The following is a 25,220-nucleotide window of genomic DNA, read 5'->3' as shown; positions in this document are numbered from 1 at the left end:
CGCGTCAGGCCAGCGGCGTGTAGGTGCGGACGTCCTCGCGGACGGCCTCCCACAGGCGGTTCAGCGGGTGGTCCGCGCCGTACCGCTCGAGGTCGGCGCGCCGCACGAACGCGCCGGTCATCAGCTCCGCGCGGGGCTCCATGTCGTCGTCGAGCCCGATCGCGCGCAGCGGCACGGCGTCCGGGTCGTCCCGCCCGGCCATCCCCCGGCCGATCGACCCGGTGACGATCATGCAGCCGCGGACGAACCCGGACCGCAGCAGCGACAGCCCGTAGTGCACGTCGTCGATGTCGGCGACGACGTTCAGCCGCTCCCGGTAGTTCGGCCCGTACCAGGTCGCCAGCAGGTCCGCGACGAGGCCCGCGGGCGGCAGCACCAGCGGGACGCCCGGCAGCCGGCTCGTCCGCACCGGGGTGTCGGGCAGCTCCCGCTCCGGCAGGTTCGTCAGCAGCAGCGCCTGCCCCCGCGCGTACTCGATGACCTCGTACTCCTTGAGCCGCCGATCCCCCTCCGGGGTGCTGACGATGCTCCCGCACACGAGGTCGACCTGGTTCGTCTCCAGCCGCGACCACACGTCCTTCGTCCGCACGTGCGCGACCTTGAACTCGACCTCCCGCTGCCGGAACTCCTCCGACACCCGGTTCCACGCGCGGGACACGATCGGCAGCGTGAACTCCGTCGTCCCCACGGTGAGCATCCGGCCCAGCCGGCGCCTGCTGCGGTGCACGGCCTCCAGCCAGGCCTCGAACGTCCCGCGCGCCAGCTCCACGGTCGTCTCGCCCGTCGGGGTGAACAGGAAGTCCTTCCCGCGCCCCTGCCGGACGGTCAGGACCTCCCCGCACAGCGCCTGGCTGGTGCGGTTCAGCGTGTCGAGCTGCTTCTGGACGCTCGACTGCTCGCGCCCGAGCGCCCGCGCCGCGCGCAGCGCGGACCCGGTCTCGTGCACGACGAGAAGCGTCCGCAGCTGGTCGAACGTCATGTCCAGCAGACCGGACGGGCAGTCGAGAAGCTCGTCGAGGGGCACGGGACCGGACATTACTACCTGCCGCCCGGCCGTCGCCGAAATGGCCTCCCGCACACTCCAACGGGAATTGATGACATTTCCCCTCCAACTTATCTTGAGATGTTCTTCCAAACAGCTGGACAGGGTTTTCTGACCTCTAGAACACTTTCCTCTCGTCCGGACCCCGCCGAGGAAGCACCGTGAGCCGATCGACCCTCCCCCACGCCGCCGCGTCCACCTCCCGGACGCCCCGGCGGCGCTCCCGGGCGCGTCCCGGCGACCGTCCTCGCCGGGACCGCCGCCCGGGGCCGGCGCACCGGTCCCGGCACCGATGACCCCCGTTCGCCGCGGCTCTTCTCCGCCGCGGCGCCGGGTCGGCCGTCGGCCCGTGCGCGGGGCCGCGCGCACGGGCCGGCTCGGTTGCGCCGCCCGCGCCGACAGGGGCGCGCGGGCGGCCCGCAACCACTGACCCCGGGACCGTCCACGGAACGCCCCGGCGGGAGGCCCGGCGGGAGGCGCTCCCGCGCGAAGGGGATGCCTCCGCGGGACTCGGCCCCACAGACGGGACGCCTCCGCGGCTCGGCGCCGAAGAGGGAGACGGCAACGACAGGGCGGCGCGGCGCAGGCGGCCTACGGCGCGGTTCCGACGCACGCAACGGCGGAAAGCGACCACTCGTCCATCGCAGGGCCAAACTCGGCGGGGCGTTCCGGCATCTCACCAATGGATCGATCGGGCGGTGCGGAAGGACGTGCGGTGGGCGGCTGGCAGATCACGGGTTTCGACGAGGTCGCGGAACTCGGCCGGGGCGCGCAGGGACGCGTCGTCCTGGCCCGGCACTCGGAGTCGGGCGTCCCCGTCGCGATCAAGTACGTGGACGTCGCGGCCGTCGACGACACCGCCCGGCTCCGGCACGAGGCCACGCTGCTCGGCCGGGTCGCCGACCCGCACGTCGCGCGGCTGTACCGGCTGGTGGAGAGCCCGCACGGCGCGGCGATCGTCATGGAGGCGGTGGACGGCGTCACGCTGAAGCGGGTGCTGGCCGAGCACGGCTCGCTCACCCCCGAGCAGGCGCTGACGGTGCTGAAGGGATCGCTGACCGGGCTCGCCGCCGCGCACGCCGTCGGCGTCGTGCACCGCGACTACAAGCCCGCGAACGTGATGGTGCGGCCGGACGGCCTCAGCAAGCTGATCGACTTCGGCATCGCCGTCCCCGCGGGCGGCCGGGACCGCTCCGGGACCCCCGCCTACATGGCCCCGGAGCAGTGGCGCGGGGAGCCCGTCTCCTTCTCCACCGACGTCTACGCCGCCACCTGCGTGTTCTTCGAATGCCTCACCGGCCGCCGTCCCTTCGGCGGCGACCGCACGGCGCTGATGGCCGGGCACCTGACCGCGCCGCCGCCGGTCGAGGACGTCCCCGCGTCCGTCCGCGACCTGGTGGTCCGCGGCCTCGCCAAGACGGCCGGGGAACGCCCCGCGGGCGCGGCGGAGTTCGTCCGCGACCTGGAGGAGGCCGCCGCCGGGGCGTACGGGCGCGACTGGGAGGAGCGCGGCATCCGCGCCCTCGCCGGAGCGGCGGCCGCCTTCGCCGCGCTCTTCCCCCTGGCCGCCGCCGGTCTCCCCACCGCCGCCGCGGGCGGTGCGGTCGCGGGCGGCGCCGCCGGAGCCGGTGGCGCCGGGGCCGCCGCAGGCGGTGCGGGCGCCGGGGCCGCCATGGGCAGTGCGGGGGCCGGAGCCGGGGCAGGGGCTTCCGCAGGCGGAGCCGGGGGCGTCGCGGCCGGTGCGAGCGGAGCGGCTGCGGGAGGCGCCGGAGCCGGGGCCGGCGGCGCTGCGGCGGGTGGCGCTGGCGCGGGCACGGTCGGCATGGGCGGCGCGGCCGCAGGTGCGGGTGCAGGCGGCGGGGCCGTGGGGGCGGCCGGTGCGGCAGGGGGTTCGGCGGCCGGGTTCTTCGCGGGCGTGGGCGGGAAGGTCGCGGTGGGCGTCGCGGGAGTCGCGCTGGTCGGCGGCGGCGTCACCGCCTACACCGTCGGCCGCGACACGCCGCCCGAGGGGGCCCGTCCGGTGGCCGCGGCGGTCGCCGTGCAGAACCAGCGGATGGACGGCCTGCCGCTGGTGGTGCGCTCCCAGTACGTGCGGATCAGCGGCCACGGTGACCCCGCCGTCCAGCGCAGGATCAACGAGACGCTCCGCTCCCCGCTCGACTGGACGATCCAGCGGGTCCGGGCCGCGACGGAAGACATGGGCTCCGCCTGCGTCCAGGACAGCGTCGTGGAGATGACCGCACAGGTCGGCGTCAAGGGCCCGACGCTGATCTCCGTGCTCTACCCCGACAACAGGTCCGTCCTGTGCACTCCGGTGGACGGCATCCTCCCGGGCTGGGCGGTCACCGTGGACGCGGAGACGGGCCGCACCTACACGCCCGACGACATCTTCAAGCCCGGCACCCTCACCCCGGCCGGGATCGATACGCTGCTCGGCCGGCTGACCCTCGTTCCCGGCGAAGCCATCGCCCCCATGTGGGGCCCGAACGGCTGCGCCCGGAACCGTCCGCCGCGCCGCCCCGACTTCTTCCCCCGCGCCAACCCGGCGGGCGTCTCCCCGGAGCAGGCCCCGCCCTACGCGACGGTCTTCTTCGCCCCCGACCGGTTCGTGCTGAACTGGTCGACCGAGGGGAGCGGGTGCATGAAGTCGCGGCTCGCCGCCCCGTACGCCGAGGTCCGCGACCTGCTGAAGCCCGACCTCGCCGCCAAGCTCCCGACCTGACCGCGGCCCGGAGGCCTCCGAGGCCGCGCGCCCCCGAGAGGATGCGACCCGGCGCCGCGCGGCACCGCCCCCGCAGCGACCCGACGCGCCACCCGCAGCGCGTCGACCCCCAGTAGTCCCACGATGTCCGCAGGAGGCGCCCGACTTCCGATGCCCGCCGGGGGCGCCCGACTTTCGATGCCGCGGGAGGCGCCCGACTTCGGTTGTCCGCAGGAGGCGCCAGACTCCCTGGGCGTCCTGTCTCCGCACGTCTCCGTCGGCCTGCCCTCGTGACGGGCCGCCGCGTCGATTACGCGGGCGGCCACTGCGGCGGAACACCCGGGGACGCGAGCACGGGCGCGCCGCCGGCGGCGACCAGGGTGCCGGGCGAGACGCCGGGCGGGCGCACGCCGAACCCGAGGCGGGCGAGCCGCTCTCGGCGATGATCGCGGCGCCGACGTCCAAGCGGCGGCGTTGACCGCCCACGCACCGTCCACCCGCCCCGGCCCATCAAGCCACCACCCCGCAGCCCCACGCCGCGCCGCCGCCCCGGCGCGTGGGGGTCGCCGGGCGGTTCGGGCGGGTCATGCGGGGGTGGCGAGGGTCAGGGGAAGGACGGCGGGGGCACCGGCCTGTCGGAGGAGGCGGGCGGCGACGGTCATCGTCCAGCCGGTCTCGATGCGGTCGTCGACGAGGAGGACGGGGCCGGGGGCGGGGGCGAGGGCGCCGGACAGGGCGTCGGGCAGGGCGAGGGCGTCCCAGACGGAGCGGAGCCGCTGGGCGCTGTTGTGGCGCCGGGGAACGGGTTCGCCCACGGGGGCGAGTTCGCCGAGGTACGGGAGCCGGCCGATCTCGGCGATGCGGTGGCCGAGGCCGGTGACGAGGCGGGGCCGCGAGCGGGAGCCGATGGTGACGACGCCCGTGGGGCGGGCGGACCAGTCCCAGGCGGCGAGGACGGTGACGACGGCGTCGAGCATGTCGGGGGGAACGTCGGTGTCGCCGGCGGCGAACAGGTCGCGGAGGCGGTTGCCCCAGCCGATGTCGGTGAGGCGGCCGAGGGCGCGGCCGGTCTCGGCCTGCTCGGCGGGGGCGATGCGGCCGGCGACGCCGAGGTCGTCCTTGACGCCGGTCGGCCACATGCGGCGGGGCGCCACGTCGACGCCGGGGCGGTGGAGGCGGTCGCGGGCCCGGGCGGTGCTCTCGGCGGCGACGTCGGCGGACCGGTGCTCGCCGGTGCAGTTGTCGCAGCGGCCGCAGGGCGCGGCGGCCGGGTCGTCGAGGCGGCGGCGCAGGAACTCCTCCCGGCAGCCGGTGGTGGTGATGTAGTCGAGCATGGCGCTCTGCTCGCGGCGGCGCTCGGCGGTGACGCGCTCGTAGCGTTCGCGGTCGTAGGTCCAGGGGACGCCGGTCGCGGTCCAGCCGCCCTTGACGCGGCGGACGGCGCCGTCGACGTCGAGGACCTTGAGCATCATCTCCAGGCGGGAGCGGCCGAGGTCGACGCGGGGTTCGAGCGCGCCCAGGGAGAGCGGCCGGTCCGCCTCGTCGAGGACGCGCAGGGTGTCGCGGACGATGTGCTCCGGCGGGAACGCCATGCTCGCGAAGTACTCCCAGATCTCGCGGTCCTCCCGGCCGGGGAGGAGGATCACCTCGGCGCGGTCGACGCCGCGGCCCGCGCGGCCGATCTGCTGGTAGTAGGCGACGGGCGACTGCGGCGCGCCGACGTGCACGATGAAGCCCAGGTCGGGCTTGTCGAAGCCCATGCCGAGCGCGCTGGTGGCGACGAGGGCCTTGAGCTTGTTGTCGAGGAGGTCCTGCTCGGCCTGGAGCCGCTCGGCCTGTTCGGTCTGGCCGGAGTAGGCGGCGACCTCGTGGCCGCGGTCGCGGAGGAACGCGGCGATCTCGTGCGCGGCGGCGACCGTGAGGGTGTAGACGATGCCGGAGCCCGGGAGGCGGTCGAGCCGTTCGGCGAGCCAGGCGATGCGCTGCTCGGCCGTCGGCGTGGTGACGACGGACAGGTGCAGCGACTCGCGTTCCAGCGGGCCCCGCAGGACGAGCGCGTCCCCCGCGTCCGGGTGCGGGGACGCGGCCAGCTGTTCGGCGACGTCGCGGGTGACGCGGGCGTTGGCGGTCGCGGTGGTGGCGAGGACGGGGACGTCCGGCGGGAGGTCGGCGAGGAGGGTGCGGATGCGGCGGTAGTCGGGCCGGAAGTCGTGGCCCCAGTCGGAGATGCAGTGGGCCTCGTCGACGACGACCAGGCCCGCGCCCGCGGCGAGGCGGGGCAGGACGAGGTCGCGGAAGTCGGGGTTGTTGAGCCGTTCGGGGCTGACGAGCAGGACGTCGACCTCGCCCCGTTCGACCTCGGCGAAGATGCCCTCCCAGTCGTCGGTGTTCGCGGAGTTGATCGTGCGGGCGTGGATGCCGGCGCGTTCGGCGGCGTCGATCTGGTTGCGCATCAGCGCCAGCAGCGGCGACACGATCACGGTGGGGCCTGCGCCGCGGGCGCGCAGCAGGCGGGTGGCGACGAAGTAGACGGCGGACTTGCCCCATCCGGTGCGCTGGACGACCATGGCCCGCCGGCGCCCGACGACGAGGGCGTCGATCGCCGTCCACTGGTCGTCGCGGAGCCGCGCGTGGTCGCCGGCGAGGGCGCGCAGGGTCCGTTCGGCCTCGTCACGAAGGTCGCTGGGAGAGTGCATGTCCCCTTGGTATCAACGATGCGAGGACCGTCACACCAGAACTTGGTTCTGGGGTTGACCTCATCCCCGCCTAAGGCGGGGATTCCGACCGTCACCGGTCAGGTTTCCTGCTTCGACGCCGGCTGCCTCGTCCGGGAGGACTCCCGTTGAGGTCTGACACCGGCTCCACAGGCCGACACCGCCAGCCCGGCGGCCACAATGTTGCGCGCGGCGTTGACGTCCCGGTCGTGCCGGGCACCGCACTCGCCGCACTCCCATTTCCTCACATTGAGCGGCGTTTTTTCGGCAATGGTCCCGCACTCCGAACATGTTCTGGTGGACGGGAACCACCGGTCGATCACCACGAGTTCACGGCCGTACCAGCCGGCCTTGTACTCCAGCATCGTCCGCAACTGCCGCCACGCCGCGTCCGATATCGCACGCGCCAGGTTGTGATTCCGCACCATGTTGCGGACGTCGAGGTCCTCGATCACGACCACTTGGTTCTCGTGGACGAGCCGAGTCGACAGCTTGTGCAGGAAATCCCGGCGCCGGTCGGCGATCCGGGCATGGACTCGCGCGACCCTGCGGCGTGCCTTGTCCCGGTTCTTCGAGCCCTTGCATTTACGCGCAAGTACCTTCTGGGCACGGGCGAGGCGTTCGCGGTCGCGGCGCTCGTGCCGGGGGTTGGCGATCTTCTCCCCGGTCGACAGCGTCACCAGGGACGTGACCCCGGCATCGATGCCCACAGCCCCATCGACGGAGTCGAGGCGGGTGATGCGGTCCTCGCAGAGGAGGGACACGAACCAGCGGCCTGCACCGTCCCGCGACACCGTCACCGTGGACGGCTCGGCACCCTCCGGCAACGGACGCGACCACACGACGTCCAGCGGGCCGCTCATCTTCGCCAAGGTCAGCTCACCACCGCGCCACTTGAACGCCGATCGGGTGTACTCGGCAGAAGCTCGGGACTTCTTGCGCGACTTGAAACGCGGGTATTTGGCGCGCTTATCGAAGAACGCCACGAACGCGGCTTGCAGATGCCGCAGCGCCTGCTGCAGCGGCACGCTGGACACCTCGTTCAAGAATGCCAGCTCGCCGGTCTTCTTCCACCCGGTCAACGCCGAGGAGGTATCGACGTAGGACATGCGCTGCTGCTCGCGATACCAAGCCCGCGTGCGTTCTTCGAGGGCCTTGTTGTACACCAGGCGCACACACCCGAACGTGCGCGACAGCTCGGCCGCCTGCTCGTCCGTGGGATAGAAGCGGTACTTGAACGCCCGCTTCACTGTGCGAGCCATGTCTCACATCGTAGAGCAAGATCAGTTGAACGCTGGTCAGTGCTGGTCCGACCATGCAATCCGCTCGCGTCCGTGCGCCGGTTCACGTTCGCGGCTGTGTCCGCGGCCCGAAGGGAGGGACATGGACAACCTGTGACCCAAATTCCGATTGTCGGCAACCCCGATGGACGTGTCAGCCTCCGGCCGTGGGTAGCCTGCGGGCGAGATCGGATCTTGCTGGAAGGACACAAGCGCGGGATGAGCGCGACGCAGCGCCCGGAGACCCCGGGCGCGGTGGAACGGCTGCGGAATTCGGCCGCCGCCGACCGGCTGCGGCGGACCTGGCAGGTCCTGATGGACGGGTCGCCGCCGGAGCCGCCCGAGGAGGAGCCCGGGGAGACCGTCGATCCGCGGGCCGTCGACCTCGTGCTGCGGGTCGGGGAACTCCTGCTGGCCAGCGGCGAGACGACCGAGCGGGTCAACGAGGCGATGCTCGGCCTCGCGGTGGCCTACGAGCTGCCGCGCTGCGAGGTGCAGGTCACGCTGACGAGCCTGCTCGTGTCGGCGCATCCGGGCAAGGGCGCGCCGCCGGTGACGGCGGCCCGCGCCATCCGGCGCCGCACGCCCGCGCACTGGCGGCTGACCGCGCTGCACGACCTCGTCCAGCAGGCGTCCATCGGGATGCTGGAGCTGGAGGCGGCGCACCGGCGGCTCGCGGAGATCAAGCGCGGGCGGGGCCCGTACCCGCCGTGGGCGATCGTGCTGGGGCTGGGGCTGATCTCGGCGTCGGCGAGTGTGCTGTCGGGCGGCGGGCTGCTGGTGGCGCTGACCGCGTTCGCTGGAACGGTCCTGGGCGACCGCGCCGCCGCCTACCTGGCCCGCCGGGGCGTCGCGGAGTTCTTCCAGCTGACGGTCGCCGCCGCGATCGGCGCGACGGGCGCGGTCATCGTGGTCGTGACGGGCAGTCCGGGGCCGGCCGCCTCGGTGGTGACCGGGGTGATCCTGGCGCTGCTGCCCGGACGCCCGCTGGTGGCGAGCATCCAGGACGGCATCACCGGCGACCTCGTGAGCGCGGGCGCGCGCGTGCTCGAGGTGTTCTTCATCATCGCGGCGCTCGTCGCGGGGCTGGGCGTGGTCGTCTACATCGCGGTGAACTTCGACGTCGCGATCGACGTGCGGCATCTGCCGAAGGCCGCCGAGACGCTCGACTCCGTCCAGGTCCTCGCCGCCGCGGCCGTGTCGGCGACGTTCGCGCTGTCGCTGGCCGCGCCGCGCGCCGTGCTGGCGCCGGTCGCGCTGGGCGGCGCGGTGATCTGGGTGCTGTACGTGCTGATGCGCGGCTGGGACATGCCGCCGGTGCTGGCCTCCGCGGTGGCCGCCACGGTGGTGGGGACGCTGGCGAACGTGGTCGCGCGCAGGCAGGGCGCGCCCGTGATGCCCTACGTCGTCCCGGCGATCGGCCCGCTGCTGCCGGGGACACCGCTGTACCGGGGGATGGTCGAGCTGAACACGGGGTCGCCGCAGGACGGCATCCTCAGCCTGATCTCGGCGCTGTCGATCGCGCTGGCGCTCGGCGCCGGGGTGAACCTCGGCGGTGAACTCGTGCGGGCGTTCCAGCGGGTCGGTCTCACCGCGTCCGGCCGCTGGGCCCGTCCGGCCGCCCGCCGGACGCGCGGCTTCTGAGCCGGGTGCCGGATTTGTCGGTGCGGGGCGCTACGTTCGCCGCATGTACCGACAGGGAGACATCCTGATCCTGCCCGTGGCCGAGGCGGACGTGCCGCCGTCCGTCCGGGGCCTGCCGCCGGCGCCGCGCGACGGACGGGGCCGCATGGTGCTCGCGCTCGGCGAGGCGACCGGGCACGCGCACGCGCTGGCCGCGCCGGGCACGCTGCTGCGGACCCCCGACCCGCGCACCCCCGACCACCTGCACCTCCCGTCGGGCGGGCGGCTGGTCCACGAGGAGCACGCGGCGATCTCGCTGCCGAAGGGCTGGTACCGGGTGATCCGCCAGCGCGAGTACGTGCCGGGCTCCGTCCGGGTCGTGGCGGACTGAGGTGGCGGGCATGCTGACCGAGACCCCGCGCCCCGCGCACTTCGTCGTCGGCGACTGGCAGTCCGCCGCGTTCGCCGCGACGCCCGCCGACCGGGCCCGCGCCGAGGCGGGGATCGCCGCGGCCTACGCCGCCGCCGGGCTCCCCGCGCCCGAACGCGTCCTGTGGGTGCCGTCGCCGCTGCGCGGCGCCGTCGCGGCGGCCGTCCTCGCCGGGCACGCGGAGGCGCTGCGCGCCGCCGGGCTGGACGAGCAGGTCGAGCGGGCCCGCGCCGACCTGGGCGCGGACGCCGACGCGGGCGCGAGCGTCCGCGACACCGTGCGGACCCGGCCCTGGGAGGCCGAGCGGGCCGCCGCGGCGGCCGAGCTGGGCGCGGCGGGCTGGCCGCGGGCGTGGGCCGACAGCGGCGGGCTGCTCTGGGACCAGGTGCAGTCGCTGGTCACGCGGGTGCGGGCGGCCGTCGGCGCGGTCGCGGCGCCCGATCCGGAGGAGGCGACGGACGAGCAGGCGCACGCCGAGTCGCTGCTCCGCGCGGCCACGCTCGACGCGGTGCTGGGGCAGCACGACGCGCCGTGGCTGGCGCTGTTCGAGTCGCTGGGGCGGCTCGACGGCCGGCTCTCCGGGCTCGCCGAGGTCGCCCGCTCCGCGAACTGGTGGTGGCCGTACGAGCGGCTGGCGATCTGCTGCGAGCGTCCGTCCGAGTTGCACCGGGACGAGCCTGGACGGCTGCACCGCGGGGACGGCCCGGCGCTCGCGCACCCGGACGGGTTCGCGCTGCACGCCTGGCGCGGGATGCCGATCCCGCCCGACTTCGTCGAGTCGCTGACCGACCTGAGCGCCGACCGGATCCTGCGCGAGGAGAACGCCGAGCTGCGCCGGGTCATGCTGGAGATCTACGGCTACGACCGCTACCTCGCCGACGTCGGGGCGAAGCCGGTCCACCAGGACGAGACGGGCGTGCTGTGGTCGATCGACCTGCCGGGCGACGAGCCGGTGGTGATGGTCGAGGTCGTGAACTCCACCCCCGAGCCCGACGGGACGTACCGGACGTACTACCTGCGCGTCCCGCCGGCCACCCGGACGGCGCGGGAGGGCGTCGCGTGGACGTTCGGCGTCGACGAGGCCGATTACCGCCCCGAGAAGCAGACCTGAGCGGGCCCCCTGAACGACCGGTGGTTCCGGTCCCCCGGCGGGCGTTCGCGGGCGGCACTTCCCCAGTCGCCAGCGGGCGCCCGCCGCGTCATGCCGGGCGCGCGCGGTCGCCCAGCAGCGCGGGGATGCGTTCGAGGACGCCCCCGGCGAAGGTGTCGTAGAGGCCGAGCGGTTCGAGGTGGACGTAGCCGATGTGGCAGTCGCACGTGGCGAGGGGGCAGGGGCGGGGGCCGAGGGCGGCGCGGAAGGTGCCGTCGTAGAGGTTGCCGAGGACGGACGGGACGAAGTGGCAGCGGCGCACGGTGCCGTCGCCGTCCACGGAGACGACGGTGTCGCCGGTGCGGCAGGCGCGGCCCCGGCTGGGGTGCGGGTGCCGGCTGACCGGGAAGAGCGGGTCGATCGCGGTCCAGGCGTCGGCCTCGGCGTCGTCGTAGACGCGGCCCTCGGCGGCGTTGATCCACAGGTAGGCGTCGGCGGGGAGGTCGGCGCGGAGGCGGCGGGCGGCGTCGAGGTGCTCGGGCTGCCCGACGACGCCGACGCTGAACCGGACGCCGCGCGCGTGCAGGTCGCGGCACTTGCCGAGGAAGCGGTCGTACGGCACCTGGCCGGGGTGGTAGGTGGCCCACAGCGCCAGGCGGGACGGGTCGGCCTCGGACGTCCAGGACGTGCGGTGGCTGAGGTTCGTCTGGATCGCGACGCGCTCGATGTGCGGCAGGTGGCTCAGGTCGACGAGGGCGCGCCGGTACCAGGAGCGGACGAGCCCTTCGCCCCACGGCGTGAACAGCACGGAGATCGGGTGCTCTTGGGCGGCGACCCAGGCGGTGAAGCGTTCGAGGGCGGCGCGGTCGGCGCGGAGCTGTTCGGTCGTGTCACGGCGCTTTGCGAAGGGACAGTACGGGCAGTCGTAGTCGCAGCTCGCGAGGGGTCCTCGGTAAAGGATCGTCAGGTGGTCCATCAGCGCGCCTCGTAGGACGCCATGAGGGACTGCACGGATCCGGAGAACAGGGCGGGGCCGATGGCGTCGGAGTGGGCGAGCCCTTCGGGGCTGAGGCGGAGGGTGCCGGTGGACGGTTCCAGCCAGCCGCGTTCGCCGAACGTGCGGAGTTCGTCCGGGAAGTGGGCGGACGGGTCGTCGCCGAAGCGCGCGCGGTAGGCGGCGAGGTCGAGTCCGTCCGCCTGGAGGAGCGACTGGAGGAGGTGGCGGCGGCGGAGTTCGTCCTCGGTCATGGTGAAGCCCACGCGCGCGGTGCCGAAGTCGGTCTCCCGCACGTAGTCGTCGATGATCGAGCGGACCTGGGACGCCCCCACGGCGTACTCGAACGAGTAGTGCAGGCGGGTCGTGTAGGAGCGGGCGCCGCAGCCGAGCCCGACCATGCCGTCGGTCTGGCAGCAGTACTCCGTCCCGTTCGCGGACGCGCCGGGCAGGCGGAACATGCGCATGGACACCTGTTCGTAGCCTTCGGCCAGGAGGTGGTCGCGTCCGAGCCGGTAGAGGGTGAGGCGCTGGTCGTCCCAGTCGCGGGCGCGCCGTCCGAGCCCGGTGAGCGGCCGCACGTACAGGGGGTAGAGGTAGAGCTCCTCCGGGCGCCACGCGAGCGCGGCGTCGAGGGACCGCCTCCACGTCTCGGGCGTCTGGCCGTCGATGCCGTAGATGAGGTCGATGTTCAGGGTGGGGAACCCCACGGCGCGGATGCGGTCGAGCGCGGCCTCGACCTCGGCGCGCTTCTGCGGGCGGACGGCCGCGCGGGCCTCGTCGTCGAGGAAGCTCTGCACGCCGATGGAGACGCGGGTGGTGCCGCGCTCGGCCAGGACGGTGAGCCGGTCGGTGGTGGCGGTCGCCGGGGACGTCTCGACGCCCAGCGGTCCCGTCCCGAATCCGGGGAAGCGTCCCGCGATGTCGCAGAGCCGTTCGAGTTCGGGCGCGGTGAGGTAGGTGGGGGTGCCGCCGCCGAAGGCCGCGGTGGCGAACGACGCGCCGTCCCGGCCGTCCGCGCCGTCCAGGCCGTCGAGGGCGCGCAGGACGGCCGTGGCCTGCCGGTCGAGCGCGTCCAGGTAGGCGCCGGTGAGCTCCTCGGGCGCGCCCGTGCGGGTGAACAGGTTGCAGAACCCGCACCGCATCTCGCAGAACGGGATGTGCAGGTAGAGGAAGAGCGCGCCGAGCGGCTCGCCCGCCCACACGTCTCGCAGGGCGGGCGCGGGATCGAGCGGACGGTAGGCGGTCTTGTGGGGGTACGCGTAGACGTATCCCTGGTAGGGCGATCCGCCGGTGGCGGTGCTGGTCACGGTGCTGGTCACAGTCAAGGCAGAACGAACTCTCCGTACGGAACGGTCCACACGACCTCGTGGCCGATGCGGTGCCCGGTGTGGCCGTCCTCCCCGTACGCCGTGCCGTGGTCGGAGCACACGATGACGAGGCAGGGGCGGCGCATGAGGGCGAACAGGCGCCCGATGTGGGCGTCGACGTGGCGCAGGGCGGCGGCGTGGCTCGCGCGGGTGTCGCCGTCCGCGCGGGACGCGCCGTCCAGGTAGAACCAGTTCGGCTGGTGCAGGGACGCGACGTTGACCAGCATGAACAGCCGGCGGTCGGACGGCAGCCCGGCCACCACCGCGGCGGCCCGGTCGATCTGGTTGGGCAGCGCGTCCGGGTCGGTCACCCCGAACTCCGGTTCCCAGTGGCTCTCGGCGAACAGCGCCGGGAGCGCGGAGCCGAGCGGGGTGCGCTTGTTGAAGAACCCGACGCCGCCGATGCAGACCGTGTGGTAGCCGGCGGCGGCGAGACCGGACGGCAGGTCGGCGGCGTCGAACGTCCAGGTGCCGGGCGCGGTCGTCTCGCTGCCGGGGAAGGCGCCCGCGAACAGGCGGGGGTGCGGGCCGGGCGCCGCGGGGGTCGGCAGGAACCCGGCGAGCATCGCCGCGTGGGCCGCGTAGGTGAAGCTGCCGGGCGTGTGCCGGCGCTCCCACCGCCCGTCCGGCAGGTACCGGACGAACGTGGGCGTCTCGCCCGCCGCGGCGAGTTCGGCGGCCACGTCGTACCGCAGGGTGTCGAGCGTGACCAGCAGCACGTCATGGGTGCCGACGATCCGGTTCATGTCACGCACGGGCGCCGCTCCCCGCGAGGACGGCCCGTACCTGGGCCGTGTAGACGTCGACGCCCTCGGCGGGCCCGCCCGGGAAGCCGGTGAGGCGCGGCAGGAGGTCGCCGAACGCGTTGACCTCGCACACCGCGAAGCCCCGCAGGCGGTTCAGGACGAGCAGGTCCACGCCGACCATCGGGCTGCCGGGGAAACACGCGGCCGCCCGCGCGCACACGTCCATCGCCTCGTCCCAGCCGTCCGGCCCGAGCGCGCGCCGGACGGCCTCCAGGTCGCCTCTGGCACCGCCCAGGTGAAGGTTGGTCATGGGGTGACGGCTCGTCCGGACGACCGCGTGCGCGGGCTCGCCGCCGATGGCGACGACGCGCAGGTCGAACGTCCGTCCGCCGGTTGACGCCTTCGGCACCCAGCGCTCCACGTGCAGCCCGTCGGGTCCGAGCGCGTCGATGAGGGACGCGACCTCCGGCTCGGTGAGGTAGGTGCGCACCCGCAGCGAGTTGCGCGGCCCGTCCGGGGTCATCGCCGCCGAGGTGATGGCGCGGATCCGGCCGCCCGGCGCGGTCTGCAGCGCCACGACCCCGGACGCGGACGAACCGTGCGCGGGCTTGACGAACACCCGCCGCTCCCCCGCCGCGTCCATCGCGTCCCGCAGCGAGGCGTAGTCCCGGACGGGCGCGCCGGCGGGCGCGAGCGCGGGCGGCACGGGCACCCCGGCGGCCAGCATCCGGGCGTGCGACAGCCGCTTGTCGAACATGACGGCGATGTCGCCGACGTCCCCCACGACGCGGGCGCCCGCCGCCGACGCCGCCGCGTCGATCCGGCGGAGCGCGGCGGTGAACGTGCGGTACCAGCGGGCGCCGCCGCCGACCCGGGTCGGGTCGCCGGGGCCGCGCAGCAGCGCGTCCGCCGCGGCGTCCTCGCCCGGCGAGTCGATCCGCACGAGGTCGCCGGGCCCCAACGGGAGGTCGCCGCCGCGCAGCACGTCCGTCCAGGGGACGACCCGGGGTTCGGGCAGCCCGCACGCCCGGCACGCGTCCGCGAACAGGACGGGCCGCCGGTCGCCGGGCGTCGCGACGACGGCGAACGCGGGCGCCCCCGCGGTTCCGGCCCCCGTCATTCCGACACCGCGATGTAGAACCGGTCGCCGTCCACGTCCTGCCGGTTGCTCAGGTCGACGTCGGTCCCGGGCAGGGCGGCCGCCACGCGGGCCGTCATCGGCTCGGACAGGAAGTGGTGGTGCAGGTCCAGCCTGCGCAGATGGGTCAGCGGCTGGCCCGACAGCAGCGCCTCCGCACCCCGGTCGGTGAGGGTCCCCATCGCCAGGCTCAGCGACTCCAGCCGCGCCACCACCGGCGCGGACGCGACCGCCTCGGCGATCTCGTCCTGCATCTCCGCGTCCTCCAGCCCGAGGTGCCGCAGCGACGGGAAGCGGTCGCCCGACAGGATCGGCGCCAGATCGTCCACGGTCGCGTCACCGCCGTAGTTCGGCGTCCCGAGCCACAGGTCGAGGTGCTCCAGGTTCGGCAGGTCGCTCGCGCCCACCGCCCGGACGACGCCCGCCGGAAGCCCGCCGGACTCGAACCGCAGCACCTTCAGCGACGTGCTCTCGAACGGATCCAGTTCGAGGAGGTTCGCGCCGCGGAGCTCGAACCGCTCCAGGCTCGGAAACGCCCGGAAGATCGACGAGAAGCTCTCCTCGTTCTCGTGCTCGATCCATGAGATCGGCACCTCGGGCGTGACGTCGCCGACGAACAGGGATCTGAGCCGGGGGTAGGACGCGGCCCTGGCCAGACTCGACGCCGCGAGCGGCGTGGTGTCGGAATAGCCTCCGAGGACCACGGCGACGACCTGGGCGGGGTCCACCAGCGCCGCGAAGGCCGTGAAGACGTCGTCGTACTCCCCCCGGCGGTCGCCCTCGAGGCGCCAGGCGACCTCGTCCGCCGGCGCCGCGCCGGCCGGGTCGGCGGCCTCGGGATCGAACGGCACCACCGGCAGGCCGACGTAATGCTCCAGGACGTCCTGATAGGTCATTCCGACACCTCGACGTAGAACCAGTCGTGGTCCTTGGGTTCCTGCCGGTCGCCGAGATCCACGTCGACGCCGGGCAGCGCGGCGCGCACGCGCTCCGCCATCCCCTCGGACAGGAAGTGATGGCGCAGGTCCAGCCTGCGCAGATGGGTCAGCGGCCGGCCCGACAGCAACGCCTCCGCACCCCGATCGGTCAGCGTCCCCATCGCCAGGCTCAGCGACTCCAGCCGCGCCACCGGGTAGATCTCCGGGTCGCGGTACTCGGCGCACCAGTTGCCGACGAGCAGCGCCGTGGCGCCCGCCGCCGGAAGGTCCGGGAGGGCCGCCGCCTCGGCGTCGAGCCGCTCCTGGTCGAACCGGAACACCGGCAGGCCCGCGTAGTGCTCCTTCGGCTCCCAGATCCCCATGCCCGCTCCTCAGCGCCTCACCGGCTCATTCCGAGACTTCGATGTACGGTTCGTCGCGCGGTGCAGCGTCCAGCGCGATGTCGACGCCGGGCAGGGCCGCGCGGATCCGCTCCTGGATCGGCGCGGAGATGAAGTGGTGGTGCAGGTCGAGTTTCCGCAGGTGGGTGAGGGGCTGCCCGGACAGCAGCGTCTCGGCGCCGCGGTCGGTCAGCCTGCCCATCGCCAGGCTCAGCGACTCCAGCCGCGCCACCACCGGCGCGGACGCGACCGCCTCGGCGATCTCGTCCTGCATCTCCGCGTCCTCCAGCCCGAGGTGCCGCAGCGACGGGAAGCGGTCGCCCGACAGGATCGGCGCCAGATCGTCCACGGTCGCGTCACCACCGTAGTTCGGCGTCCCGAGCCACAGGTCGAGATGCTCCAGGTTCGGCAGGTCGCTCGCCCCCACCGCCCGGACGACGCCCGCCGGAAGCCCGCCGGACTCGAACCGCAGCGTCCGCAGCCCGGTGTGCTCGACCGGTTCGAGCACGAGCTCCCCGGCGCCCCGGACGTCCAGCCGTTCCAGCTTCGGGAACGCGCGGAGCAGCGGCGTGATGTCCTCGTGCACGATCCAGGAGATCTCGGACTCCATGTACGTCATGTCGCCGAGGAAGACGGAGCGCAGGTTCGGGAACGACGCCGCGGACTCGACCAGCAGCGGCACCGGGTAATCGTTGTGCTCGTCGTAGCTCGCGCCCCAGTAGCCGATCACCAGCGCGGTCACCCCGGCGGTGTCGACGGCCGCGCGGAACCGCTTCCAGACCTCGCCGAACGGCTCCTCGTCGAACTCGGTCGCCACCTTCCAGGCCACCGGCCCGGCGGGCGGCTCCTCGCCCGTGTCCGCCTCGAAGCCGACCACCGGGAGGCCGACGTACTGGTCCAGGTTCTCGCCGATCATGCCGTCCCTTTCATGTTTCGTCCGCCATGTCCTACCAGGTAGCAGGGACGGTCCGCGCCGGAGATCATTCCGACACCGCGACGTAGAACCAGGGATCGCCCCGGAAGTCCTCCGCGACCTGCCGGTCGCCCAGGTCGACCTCGACGCCGGGCAGCGCCGCCGCGACCCGCTGCATCATGTCCTCGGACAGGAAGTGGTGGTGCAGGTCGAGTTTCCGCAGGTGCGTCAGGGGCTGCCCCAGCAGGAGCGCCTCGGCGCCGCGGTCGGTGAGGGCGCCCATCGCCAGGCTCAGCGACTCCAGCCGCGCGACGACCGGCGCGGACGCGAGGGCTTCGGCGAGGTCGTCCTGGTCCTCGCCGTTCTCCAGGCCGAGGTGCCGCAGCCGGGGGAAGCGCTCCCCCGTCAGGACGGGCGCCAGATCGGCGGTGGACGCGTCGGTCCTGCCGAGCCACAGGTCCAGGTGTTCCAGACTCGGCAGGTCGCCCGCCGCCACCGCGCGGACGATCCCGGCGTGCAGCTCGCTGGACTCGAACCGCAGGACCTTCAGCGACGCGTGCACGATCGGGTCGAGGGAGAGGTTGTCCGAGCCGCGGACGTCCAGCCGTTCGAGCGCCGGGAACGCCGTGAACAGGGGTGAGATGTCCTCGTGCCTGATCCAGGACATCTCGGCGAGGTCGTAGGTGATGTCGCCGAAGAACAGGGACCGCAGGTTCGAGAACGCCCCGGCCGATTCCAGCAGCATCGGCAGCGGGTAGGTGAACGAGCCGGGCCCCCAGTGGCCGATCACCAGGGCGGTCACCTCGGCCGGGTCGACGGCGCGAAGGAACTTCTCCCATTCCCCCGGGAAATCGTCGTCGTGGTCGGTGCCCACCTTCCACGCGGCGGGGCCGGCGGGCGGCGGATCGTCGGCCGTGACGACGGGCAGCCCGGCGTACTCCCCGAGGGGCTCGTCGATCACTACTCCGACACCTCGACGAAGAACCAGGTCTCGCCGTCGAACTCGTCCGGCTCCTCCCGGTCGTCGAGGTTCACCTCCACCTCGGGGAGGGCCGCTTCGACGCGCTTCATCATGTCCTCCGACAGGAAGTGGTGGTGCAGGTCGAGCCGGTCGAGGTGGGTGAGGGGCTGGCCCGACAGGAGCGCCTCGGCGCCCCGGTCGGTGAGGGTGCCCATCGCCAGGCTCAGCGACTCCAGGCGCGCGACGACCGGCGCGCCTGCGACCGCTGCTGCTACCTCGTCCTGGATCTCGGAGTCCTCCAGCCCCAGGTGCCGCAGCGCGGGCAGCCGCTCCCCCGACAGGACGGGCGCGAGATCGGCGGCCGTCGCGTCACCGCCGTAGTTGTCCGTCCCGAGCCACAGGTCCAGGCACTCCAGGTTCGGCAGGTCGCACGCCCCCACCGCGCGGACGATCGTCGCGGGCAGCCCGCCGGACTCGAACCGCAGCATCCGCAGCCCGTCGTGCTCGACCGGTTCGAGGGCGAGGCCCTGGGCACCGCGGACCTCGAGACACTCCAGGCGCGGGAACGCCGTGAGGATCGGGGTGATGTCGCCGTGGTTGATCCACGAGATCTCGGACTCCTCGGACTCGATGTCGCCGAGGAAGATCGACCGCAGGTTCGGGAACGCGGCGGCGGCCTCCACGAGGAGCGGCACCGGGTAGGTGCAGGTCGTGTCGTAGTCGGCGCCCCAGTAGCCGAAGATCAGCGCGCTGACCTGCGTGGTGTCGACGGACTCGCGGAACAGCTTCCACACGTCGCCCCACGGCGCCTCGTCGAACGCGGTCGCCACGCACCAGGCCGCGCCGGCGGCGGGCGGGAGCTCCGGGAGCCCCTCCGCGCCCTCGCCGAGCCGATGGTGGTCGAACCGGAACACCGGCAGGCCCGTGTACCCGCCGTTGATCTCCCACATGCCGTCGAAGTCCTCTCCACTGGTCGCGCCCGCCCTTCGGACGGGCGGACGTTCACGCCGGTTCCGCTCGATCCGCCATCGGGGCGGAGCACCGCCCGCCGGGCGTCACTCCCCCACCGCGACGAAGAAGTCGCCTTCCTCCGGGTCCTGCCGGTCGTCCAGGTCGACGTCGACGTCGGGCAGCGCGGCGCGCACGCGCTCCATCATCGAGTCGGACAGGTAGTGGTGGCTCAGGTCGAGTTCCCGCAGGTGGGTGAGGGGCTGGCCGGACAGCAGCGCTTCCGCTCCCCGGTCGGTGAGGACGCCCAGCGCGAGGCTCAGCGACTCCAGGCGGGCGACGACCGGCGCGCCCGCGATCGCCTCGGCGATCTCGTCCTGGATCTCGGAGTCCTCCAGGCCGAGGTGCCGCAGCGCGGGCAGCCGCTCCCCGGACAGGACGGGCGCGAGATCGGCGACGGTCGCGTCACCGCCGTACGAGTCCTCGCCGAGCCACAGGTCCAGCTCCTCCAGGTTCGGCAGGTCGCACGCCCCGACCGCCCGGACGACCGACGCCGGCAGGCCCCCGGACTCGAACCGCAGCACCCGCAGCGCCTCGCTCGCGAACGGCTCCAGGACCAGGCCGTCCCCGCCCCGGACGTCCAGGCGTTCCAGCTTCGGGAACGCCCGGAGCAGCGGCGTGATGTCGCCGTGCCTGATCCAGGAGATCTCGGACTCCATGTACGTGATGTCGCCGAGGAACAGGGACCGCAGGTTCGGGAACGCCGCGGCCGACTCGACGAGCATCGGCACCGGGTACTGGGAGAGGTCGAAGCGCTCCATGCTCCAGTAGCCGATGACGAGCGCGGTCACCTCGGTGGTGTCGACGGTCGCGCGGAACCGCTTCCAGATCTCGCCGAACGGCTCCCCGTCGTACCGGGTCGCCAGCTTCCAGGCCACCCCTCCGGCGGACGGCGCCGGTCCTCCGGCGGCCGCGTCGGCGAAGTCGATCACCGGGAGGTCGGCGAACTCCGTCAGGTTCTCGTCGATCACTCCGACACCTCGATGAAGAACCAGTCGCCGTCCGGCTTCTGCCGGTCGTCGAGGTCGACCTCGACGCCGGGCAGCGCGGCGCGGACCCGCTCCATCATCGGGTCGGACAAGAAGTGGTGGCGCAGGCCGAGCCTGCGCAGGTGGGTGAGGGGCTGGCCGGACAGCAGCGCCTCCGCTCCCCGGTCGGTGAGGACGCCCATCGCCAGGCTCAGCGACTCCAGCCGCGCCACCACCGGCGCGCCCGCGACCGCCTCGGCGACCTCGTCCTGGATCTCCGCGTCCTCCAGCCCGAGGTGCCGCAGCGCGGGCAGCCGCTCCCCCGACAGGACGGGCGCGAGGTCGGCGGCCGTCGCGTCACCGCCGTAGTTGTCCGTCCCGAGCCACAGGTCCAGGTGCTCCAGGTTCGGCAGGTCGCTCGCCCCCACCGCGCGGACGATCGAGGCGGGCAGCCCGCCGGACTCGAACCGCAGCGTCCGCAGCGCGGCGTGCTCGACCGGCTGCAGCGCCAGGTCCTGCGCGCCCCGGACGTCGAACCGCTCCAGGTTCGGGAAGGCCGCGAAGATCGGCGTGATGTCGCCGTGGTTGATCCACGAGATCTCGGCCTCCTCGGCGGTGATCTCACCGAGGAACAGGTTCCTGAGCTTGGGGAGGGAGGCCGCGGCCTCCACCAGCAGCGGCACGGGATAGGTGTAGTCCGTGTCGTAGTCGGCGCCCCAGTAGCCGAGCATCAGCGTCGTGATCTCGGTGGTGTCGACGGACTCGCGGAACAGCTTCCACACGTCGTCCCACGGAGCCTCGTCGAACGCGGTCGCCACGCACCACGCGACGTCCCCGGGGGCGGGGAGCTCGGCGAGCCCCTCCGCGTCCCCCTCGAGCCGTTCCTGATCGAACCGGAACACCGGCAGCTCGGCGTACTCGTCCTGCAGATCCCAGATACCCAAGGCTCCCCCTGAACGGATTTGTCCGCCCTGTCCTATCAGGACGGGCGGACAAATCGCCGCGCTTCAGCGGAACGCGAGTTCAGGAAACGATGATCAGGAGGTGGCGGCGGCCTTTCCGGTCGAGATCAGGACCGCGCCGTTGTACTTGCCCTCCACGAACTTCGCGACCTCCGGGCCCTGCAGCAGCTCGACGAGCTTCTTCACCCGCGGGTCGTCCTTGTCCTCCGGCAGCGTCACGATGCCGTTGGCGTACGGGTTGCCCTCGGCCTTCTCGGCGGCGAGCGCGTCGTCCTTCGGCGTCAGCCCGGCCTCGATGGCGTAGTTGCCGTTGATGACCGCGAGGTCGACGTCCGGCAGCGAGCGGGGCAGCTGCGCGGCCTCCAGCGGCTTGATCTCGAGCTTCTTCGGGTTGTCCGCGATGTCCTGCTCGGTCGCGCTCGTCGGGGCGTCCGGCTTCAGGGTGAGCAGCCCGTTGTCGGCGAGCAGCTTCAGCGCGCGGCCCTGGTTGGCCGGGTCGTTCGGGACGGCGACGGTCGCGCCCTGCGGCACGGAGTTCAGGTCCTTGACCTTCTCGGAGTAGACGCCGAGCGGCTCGAGGTGGACCGGGGCGATCCACTCGAGGTCGTCGCCCGCCTTCTTCTCGAACTCCTCCATGAAGGGCACGGTCTGGAAGTAGTTGGCGGTGACCTGCTTCTCGACCAGCGCGGTGTTGGGCTGGTTGTAGTCGTTGAAGGTCACGATCTCCAGCTCGAGGCCGGCGTCGGCGGCCAGCTCGTCCTTGACGTACTGGAGGATCTCCCCGTGCGGGACGGGGTTGACCGCGACCTTCAGCGGCGCGTTCGGGTCGTCGGACGCGCCGGACGAGCCGCAGGCGGTGAGTCCCGCGAGCAGCCCGAGGGACGCCAGCGCGACGGAAATCTTGCGAAGCACGACAAGTGCCTTTCTCTAGCGGTGGGTGAGGCGGCGGGCGACGAAGTCCCCGACCGCCTGGATGATGAGGACCAGGACGATGAGCAGCACCACGGTGGCGACCATGACGTTGGTCTCGAAGCGCTGGTAGCCGTAGACGACGGCGAGGTTGCCCAGGCCGCCGCCGCCGACCGTCCCGGCCATGGCGGTGTATCCGATGAGCGCGATCACGGTGACGGTCAGCCCGGACACCAGGCCGGGCCGCGCCTCGCGCAGCATCACCTTGCGGACGATCTCGCGGCGCGTCGCGCCCATCGCGTCCGCCGCGGCGATGACGCCGGGGTCGACCTCGCGGAGCGCGATCTCCACGAGGCGCGCGTAGAACGGGATCGCGCCGATGGTGAGCGGGACGATCGCCGCCTCGTTGCCGATGCTGGTGCCGACCACGATCCGGGTGAACGGGATGATCGCCACCATCAGGATCAGGAACGGCAACGACCGCCCGATGTTGACGACGACGCCGAGCACCTTGTTGACCGGCGGCGCGGGCAGCAGCCCGCCGCGCTCGGTGACGACCAGCAGGACGCCGAGCAGCAGCCCGAACACGGCGGTGAACAGGGTGGCGACGCCCGTCATGTAGAGCGTCTCCCAGGTGGCGGGCCACAGCAGCGGCATGACCTCGTCCCACGTCATCGGGCGTCCTCCTCGGCGGTCTCGGGGGCGGCGGGTTCGCGGACCTCGACGGACAGGCCCGCCTCCCGCAGGAACGCGAGCTGCGCCGCGTTCACCGACGGGTCGCCGGGCAGTTCGAGCTGGAGGCGTCCGACGCGCTCGCCGGCGATCGTCTCGACGGCCCCGCCGAGGATGTTGACGTCCAGCGAGTACTTGCGGGCCAGCGCGGACACGAACGGCTCGTCGGTGGCGCCGCCGACGAAGGTGACCTCGACGACGGTCGAGCCGGGGCGGGGCTCGGCGGGCGGCAGCGGGAACAGGCCGCGGGCCAGTTCCGATCCCGGACGGGCGAGCAGTTCGGTGACCGGGCCCGACTCGGTGAACCGGCCCGCGCGCATGACGGCCGCCGAGTCGCAGATCCGCTTGACCACGTCCATCTCGTGGGTGATCAGCAGGACGGTGAGGCCGAGCCGCCGGTTGAGGTCGCGCAGCAGTTCGAGGATCGACGCGGTGGTCTCGGGGTCGAGCGCCGAGGTCGCCTCGTCCGACAGCAGCACCTTCGGGCGTCCGGCCAGGGCGCGGGCGATGCCGACCCGCTGCTTCTGCCCGCCGGAGATCTGCGCCGGGTACGCCTTCGCGTGGTCGGTGAGCCCGACGAGGTCGAGCAGCTCGGCGACGCGCGCCGCCCGCTCGGCGCGCGGGACGCCCATGACCTCCAGCGGGAACGCGACGTTCCCGGCGACCGTGCGGCTGCCGAGCAGGCCGAAGTGCTGGTGGATCATGCCGATGCCCTGGCGGGCGCGGCGCAGTTCCGCCCCCCGCAGGGCGAGCAGGTCCGAGCCGTCGACCAGGACGCGTCCGGAGTCGGGACGCTCCAGCAGGTTGACGCAGCGCAGCAGGGTGCTCTTCCCGGCGCCGCTGCGGCCGAGCACGCCGAACACCTCGCCCTCGCGGACGGTGAGGTCGACGCCGTCGACGGCGGTCACCTCGCGCCCTCGGGCGCGGTAGACCTTGCGGAGTTCTTCGATCTGGATCACAGAGAATCAACCCGTGCGGACAGGCGCCGCCGGAGGGGCGGCGGTGCATTGCGGATGAGGCGTGCGGATGAGGCGTGCGGATGCATACGGATGGTGCTGATCCGGGACGAACGGGCCGCGCGGGACGCCGGTGCGGGCGCGGGCGTCCCGGCCGCCGCGGACGGACGCTCGACCGGCCCGGTCAGGCGCGACCGGGCGGGTACGGGGCGTGGCTCAGCAGGTGGCGTTCGATGATCATGCGTGACTCGGGGGTCGGGGTTCGCTCGCTTCGGGGCGCGAGGCTCAGGCGGGGGCCCTCAGCGGTCACACATTCGACGGCAGCGCGCACACCGCGGGGCCCGCGTCATCTGCGGGCGGTGCTCCGGGCACGGGCGCACGGCGGTCATGCCAGCAGTTAATCCGCGAAAGACAGATGACGCAAATCGACCCTGAAGCGGTGCGTACCGCCTTTCCGCCGGACATCCCGCCATCGCGGGACGACTCCACGTGAGCACCGTCACAACGGGAGAGAATCGTCACAAACCCCCACATCGCCCTCCGAACAACGATTCGGTGACGGACGGCTTGCGAAGCGCTGACGTGTGTGGGCCAGACGGATGAAAGCAGACGAGCCGGACCTCTAGAGTGATGCAGACGCCGGGGTCCTCGCGCACGAGGGCCCTCGCCCCGGCGACCCCCTGTCTGTCGAACCTGCCTGTCGAACCTGTCTGTATCGAACCCGTCTGCATCATTCCCGTCTGCGTCAATCCCCGCCCGCGCGATCAGAGGTCCCCCACCATGTACGACCACAAGGTGCACGAGGAGTGCCTGCGGCTCCTGCGGGACGGCCTGCCCGACCCCGCCCCCCACGCCTTCGACGACGGCCTGGACTTCCTTCCCCTGGGAGTCGACCGGGACGGCGACATCGCCGTCGTCACCTTCCTTCAGTGGGGCGACGGCGGGACCGTTCCACTCATCGAGGGCTGGACCTTCCACCAGCGCGACGGCGAGTGGATGGAGATCGGCGGCGCCGCCGGCTCCGCGCCCGACGAGCCCCTCGCCCGCCGGTCGTCCGGGGAGATGGGCCGGCACCTGCAGAAGTACGGTTCGGGCCGGACGGTCCGCAACGCCAACCGGCTGCTGCCGTGGGGCGCCAAGTGGGTGAGCGAGGCCCGGCTGCGCGCGTCCGCCGAGGTCGCGCGCGTCCGCGTGGGCAAGCGGCTGCTCGTCGTCCCGCCGCACGGCCACGTCGCCGTCGTGTGGGGCGCCCGCCGCGCGCCGGTCGTGGAGGCGCTCGACGCCGACGGCTCCGTGCTGGACACCCTCGACCTCGCGCCCGCGCCCGCCCCGGCGCGCTCGCAGGCCTGACCACGCGGCGACGCT

At 73.3% G+C, this 25,220-nt stretch carries 22 protein-coding genes; 5 read left to right on the top strand and 17 right to left on the bottom strand.

Annotated features, from left to right (window positions below):
* Positions 1–4 precede the first annotated feature (4 nt).
* Positions 5–1,024 carry a LysR family transcriptional regulator gene (locus AB0L25_RS11480; protein ID WP_500171003.1) on the bottom strand — a complete coding sequence of 340 codons (1,020 nt, stop codon included), beginning with the start codon at positions 1,022–1,024 and terminating at the stop codon, positions 5–7.
* Positions 1,025–1,757: 733 nt separating this feature from the next.
* On the opposite strand from AB0L25_RS11480, the gene AB0L25_RS11475 reads away from it, so the two are divergent.
* Positions 1,758–3,764: a serine/threonine-protein kinase gene (locus AB0L25_RS11475; protein WP_500171001.1), complete on the top strand. Its 2,007-nt coding sequence runs from the start codon at positions 1,758–1,760 to the stop codon at positions 3,762–3,764.
* Positions 3,765–4,327: 563 nt separating this feature from the next.
* On the opposite strand, the gene AB0L25_RS11470 is transcribed toward AB0L25_RS11475, so the two are convergent.
* Together AB0L25_RS11470 and AB0L25_RS11465 are read right to left on the bottom strand one after the other, a co-directional pair.
* Entirely contained in the window at positions 4,328–6,439 is a 2,112-nt protein-coding gene (locus tag AB0L25_RS11470) for a RecQ family ATP-dependent DNA helicase (RefSeq protein ID WP_500171000.1), read from the bottom strand.
* Between the two features lie 98 nt (positions 6,440–6,537).
* Positions 6,538–7,719, bottom strand: coding sequence for an RNA-guided endonuclease InsQ/TnpB family protein (locus AB0L25_RS11465; RefSeq protein WP_500170998.1), 1,182 nt, complete (start codon positions 7,717–7,719; stop codon positions 6,538–6,540).
* Between the two features lie 237 nt (positions 7,720–7,956).
* On the opposite strand from AB0L25_RS11465, the gene AB0L25_RS11460 reads away from it, so the two are divergent.
* The 3 genes from AB0L25_RS11460 to AB0L25_RS11450 are packed head-to-tail and all read left to right on the top strand — an operon-like array spanning position 7,957 to position 10,901.
* Entirely contained in the window at positions 7,957–9,381 is a 1,425-nt protein-coding gene (locus tag AB0L25_RS11460; RefSeq protein WP_500170996.1) for a threonine/serine exporter family protein, read from the top strand.
* A gap of 43 nt (positions 9,382–9,424) precedes the next feature.
* Positions 9,425–9,751: a DUF8820 family protein gene (locus AB0L25_RS11455; RefSeq protein WP_500170994.1), complete on the top strand. Its 327-nt coding sequence runs from the start codon at positions 9,425–9,427 to the stop codon at positions 9,749–9,751.
* Between the two features lie 10 nt (positions 9,752–9,761).
* Positions 9,762–10,901 (top strand): DUF6745 domain-containing protein, encoded by a 1,140-nt coding sequence (locus AB0L25_RS11450; protein ID WP_500170992.1) that lies wholly within the window; start codon positions 9,762–9,764, stop codon positions 10,899–10,901.
* Positions 10,902–10,989: 88 nt separating this feature from the next.
* Here the strand turns inward: AB0L25_RS11450 and AB0L25_RS11445 are convergent, their stop codons facing one another.
* The 14 genes from AB0L25_RS11445 to AB0L25_RS11380 form a co-directional block, all read right to left on the bottom strand.
* Positions 10,990–11,856: an STM4011 family radical SAM protein gene (locus AB0L25_RS11445; protein ID WP_500170990.1), complete on the bottom strand. Its 867-nt coding sequence runs from the start codon at positions 11,854–11,856 to the stop codon at positions 10,990–10,992.
* The gene (locus tag AB0L25_RS11440) at positions 11,856–13,196 is read right to left on the bottom strand and encodes an STM4012 family radical SAM protein (protein ID WP_500170988.1); all 1,341 of its coding nucleotides are present in this window, start codon (positions 13,194–13,196) and stop codon (positions 11,856–11,858) included. Before AB0L25_RS11440 ends, AB0L25_RS11445 begins: the two co-directional genes overlap by 1 nt.
* Positions 13,197–13,198: 2 nt before the next feature.
* A complete protein-coding gene (locus tag AB0L25_RS11435; RefSeq protein ID WP_500171212.1) occupies positions 13,199–13,990 on the bottom strand; it encodes an STM4013/SEN3800 family hydrolase in 792 nt (263 codons plus the stop codon).
* 1 nt (position 13,991) lies between these two features.
* Positions 13,992–15,110 (bottom strand): STM4014 family protein, encoded by a 1,119-nt coding sequence (locus AB0L25_RS11430; protein WP_500170986.1) that lies wholly within the window; start codon positions 15,108–15,110, stop codon positions 13,992–13,994.
* Complete coding sequence (locus AB0L25_RS11425) at positions 15,107–16,024, bottom strand: STM4015 family protein (protein WP_500170984.1); 918 nt, start codon at positions 16,022–16,024, stop codon at positions 15,107–15,109. Before AB0L25_RS11425 ends, AB0L25_RS11430 begins: the two co-directional genes overlap by 4 nt.
* On the bottom strand, positions 16,021–16,428 hold the full coding sequence (locus AB0L25_RS11420) for a hypothetical protein (protein ID WP_500170983.1): 408 nt from the start codon (positions 16,426–16,428) through the stop codon (positions 16,021–16,023). Before AB0L25_RS11420 ends, AB0L25_RS11425 begins: the two co-directional genes overlap by 4 nt.
* A 25-nt stretch (positions 16,429–16,453) precedes the next feature.
* Complete coding sequence (locus AB0L25_RS11415) at positions 16,454–17,362, bottom strand: STM4015 family protein (protein WP_500170981.1); 909 nt, start codon at positions 17,360–17,362, stop codon at positions 16,454–16,456.
* 64 nt (positions 17,363–17,426) lie between these two features.
* Positions 17,427–18,320, bottom strand: a complete 894-nt coding sequence (locus AB0L25_RS11410; RefSeq protein WP_500170979.1) for an STM4015 family protein — start codon at positions 18,318–18,320, stop codon at positions 17,427–17,429.
* A complete protein-coding gene (locus AB0L25_RS11405; RefSeq protein ID WP_500170977.1) occupies positions 18,320–19,270 on the bottom strand; it encodes an STM4015 family protein in 951 nt (316 codons plus the stop codon). The genes AB0L25_RS11410 and AB0L25_RS11405 overlap by 1 nt, the downstream gene beginning before the upstream one ends.
* A 105-nt stretch (positions 19,271–19,375) precedes the next feature.
* The gene (locus AB0L25_RS11400) at positions 19,376–20,299 is read right to left on the bottom strand and encodes an STM4015 family protein (RefSeq protein WP_500170975.1); all 924 of its coding nucleotides are present in this window, start codon (positions 20,297–20,299) and stop codon (positions 19,376–19,378) included.
* Entirely contained in the window at positions 20,296–21,240 is a 945-nt protein-coding gene (locus AB0L25_RS11395) for an STM4015 family protein (protein ID WP_500170973.1), read from the bottom strand. The genes AB0L25_RS11400 and AB0L25_RS11395 overlap by 4 nt, the downstream gene beginning before the upstream one ends.
* A gap of 93 nt (positions 21,241–21,333) precedes the next feature.
* Entirely contained in the window at positions 21,334–22,170 is an 837-nt protein-coding gene (locus tag AB0L25_RS11390) for a MetQ/NlpA family ABC transporter substrate-binding protein (RefSeq protein WP_500170971.1), read from the bottom strand.
* 15 nt (positions 22,171–22,185) lie between these two features.
* Positions 22,186–22,842, bottom strand: coding sequence for a methionine ABC transporter permease (locus tag AB0L25_RS11385; RefSeq protein ID WP_500170969.1), 657 nt, complete (start codon positions 22,840–22,842; stop codon positions 22,186–22,188).
* Entirely contained in the window at positions 22,839–23,858 is a 1,020-nt protein-coding gene (locus AB0L25_RS11380; protein WP_500170967.1) for a methionine ABC transporter ATP-binding protein, read from the bottom strand. Before AB0L25_RS11380 ends, AB0L25_RS11385 begins: the two co-directional genes overlap by 4 nt.
* A gap of 777 nt (positions 23,859–24,635) precedes the next feature.
* On the opposite strand from AB0L25_RS11380, the gene AB0L25_RS11375 reads away from it, so the two are divergent.
* Positions 24,636–25,205: a hypothetical protein gene (locus AB0L25_RS11375; RefSeq protein ID WP_500170965.1), complete on the top strand. Its 570-nt coding sequence runs from the start codon at positions 24,636–24,638 to the stop codon at positions 25,203–25,205.
* Positions 25,206–25,220 lie beyond the last annotated feature (15 nt).

It is taken from the genome of Spirillospora sp. NPDC052242 (assembly GCF_040679555.1).
Taxonomy (GTDB): domain Bacteria; phylum Actinomycetota; class Actinomycetes; order Streptosporangiales; family Streptosporangiaceae; genus Spirillospora.
The sequence above is the reverse complement of the archived record's forward strand: the minus strand, read 5'-3'. Positions and strand labels throughout refer to the sequence as shown.

Coding starts and splice junctions, on each gene's coding strand:
- AB0L25_RS11470 (WP_500171000.1), bottom strand. CDS start 6,439: ATGCACTCTCCCAGCGACCTTCGTGACGAGGCCGAACGGACCCTGCGC.
- AB0L25_RS11465 (WP_500170998.1), bottom strand. CDS start 7,719: ATGGCTCGCACAGTGAAGCGGGCGTTCAAGTACCGCTTCTATCCCACG.
- AB0L25_RS11460 (WP_500170996.1), top strand. CDS start 7,957: ATGAGCGCGACGCAGCGCCCGGAGACCCCGGGCGCGGTGGAACGGCTG.
- AB0L25_RS11455 (WP_500170994.1), top strand. CDS start 9,425: ATGTACCGACAGGGAGACATCCTGATCCTGCCCGTGGCCGAGGCGGAC.
- AB0L25_RS11450 (WP_500170992.1), top strand. CDS start 9,762: ATGCTGACCGAGACCCCGCGCCCCGCGCACTTCGTCGTCGGCGACTGG.
- AB0L25_RS11445 (WP_500170990.1), bottom strand. CDS start 11,856: ATGGACCACCTGACGATCCTTTACCGAGGACCCCTCGCGAGCTGCGAC.
- AB0L25_RS11435 (WP_500171212.1), bottom strand. CDS start 13,990: ATGAACCGGATCGTCGGCACCCATGACGTGCTGCTGGTCACGCTCGAC.
- AB0L25_RS11430 (WP_500170986.1), bottom strand. CDS start 15,110: ATGACGGGGGCCGGAACCGCGGGGGCGCCCGCGTTCGCCGTCGTCGCG.
- AB0L25_RS11425 (WP_500170984.1), bottom strand. CDS start 16,024: ATGACCTATCAGGACGTCCTGGAGCATTACGTCGGCCTGCCGGTGGTG.
- AB0L25_RS11420 (WP_500170983.1), bottom strand. CDS start 16,428: ATGGGGATCTGGGAGCCGAAGGAGCACTACGCGGGCCTGCCGGTGTTC.
- AB0L25_RS11415 (WP_500170981.1), bottom strand. CDS start 17,362: ATGATCGGCGAGAACCTGGACCAGTACGTCGGCCTCCCGGTGGTCGGC.
- AB0L25_RS11405 (WP_500170977.1), bottom strand. CDS start 19,270: ATGTGGGAGATCAACGGCGGGTACACGGGCCTGCCGGTGTTCCGGTTC.
- AB0L25_RS11385 (WP_500170969.1), bottom strand. CDS start 22,842: ATGACGTGGGACGAGGTCATGCCGCTGCTGTGGCCCGCCACCTGGGAG.
- AB0L25_RS11375 (WP_500170965.1), top strand. CDS start 24,636: ATGTACGACCACAAGGTGCACGAGGAGTGCCTGCGGCTCCTGCGGGAC.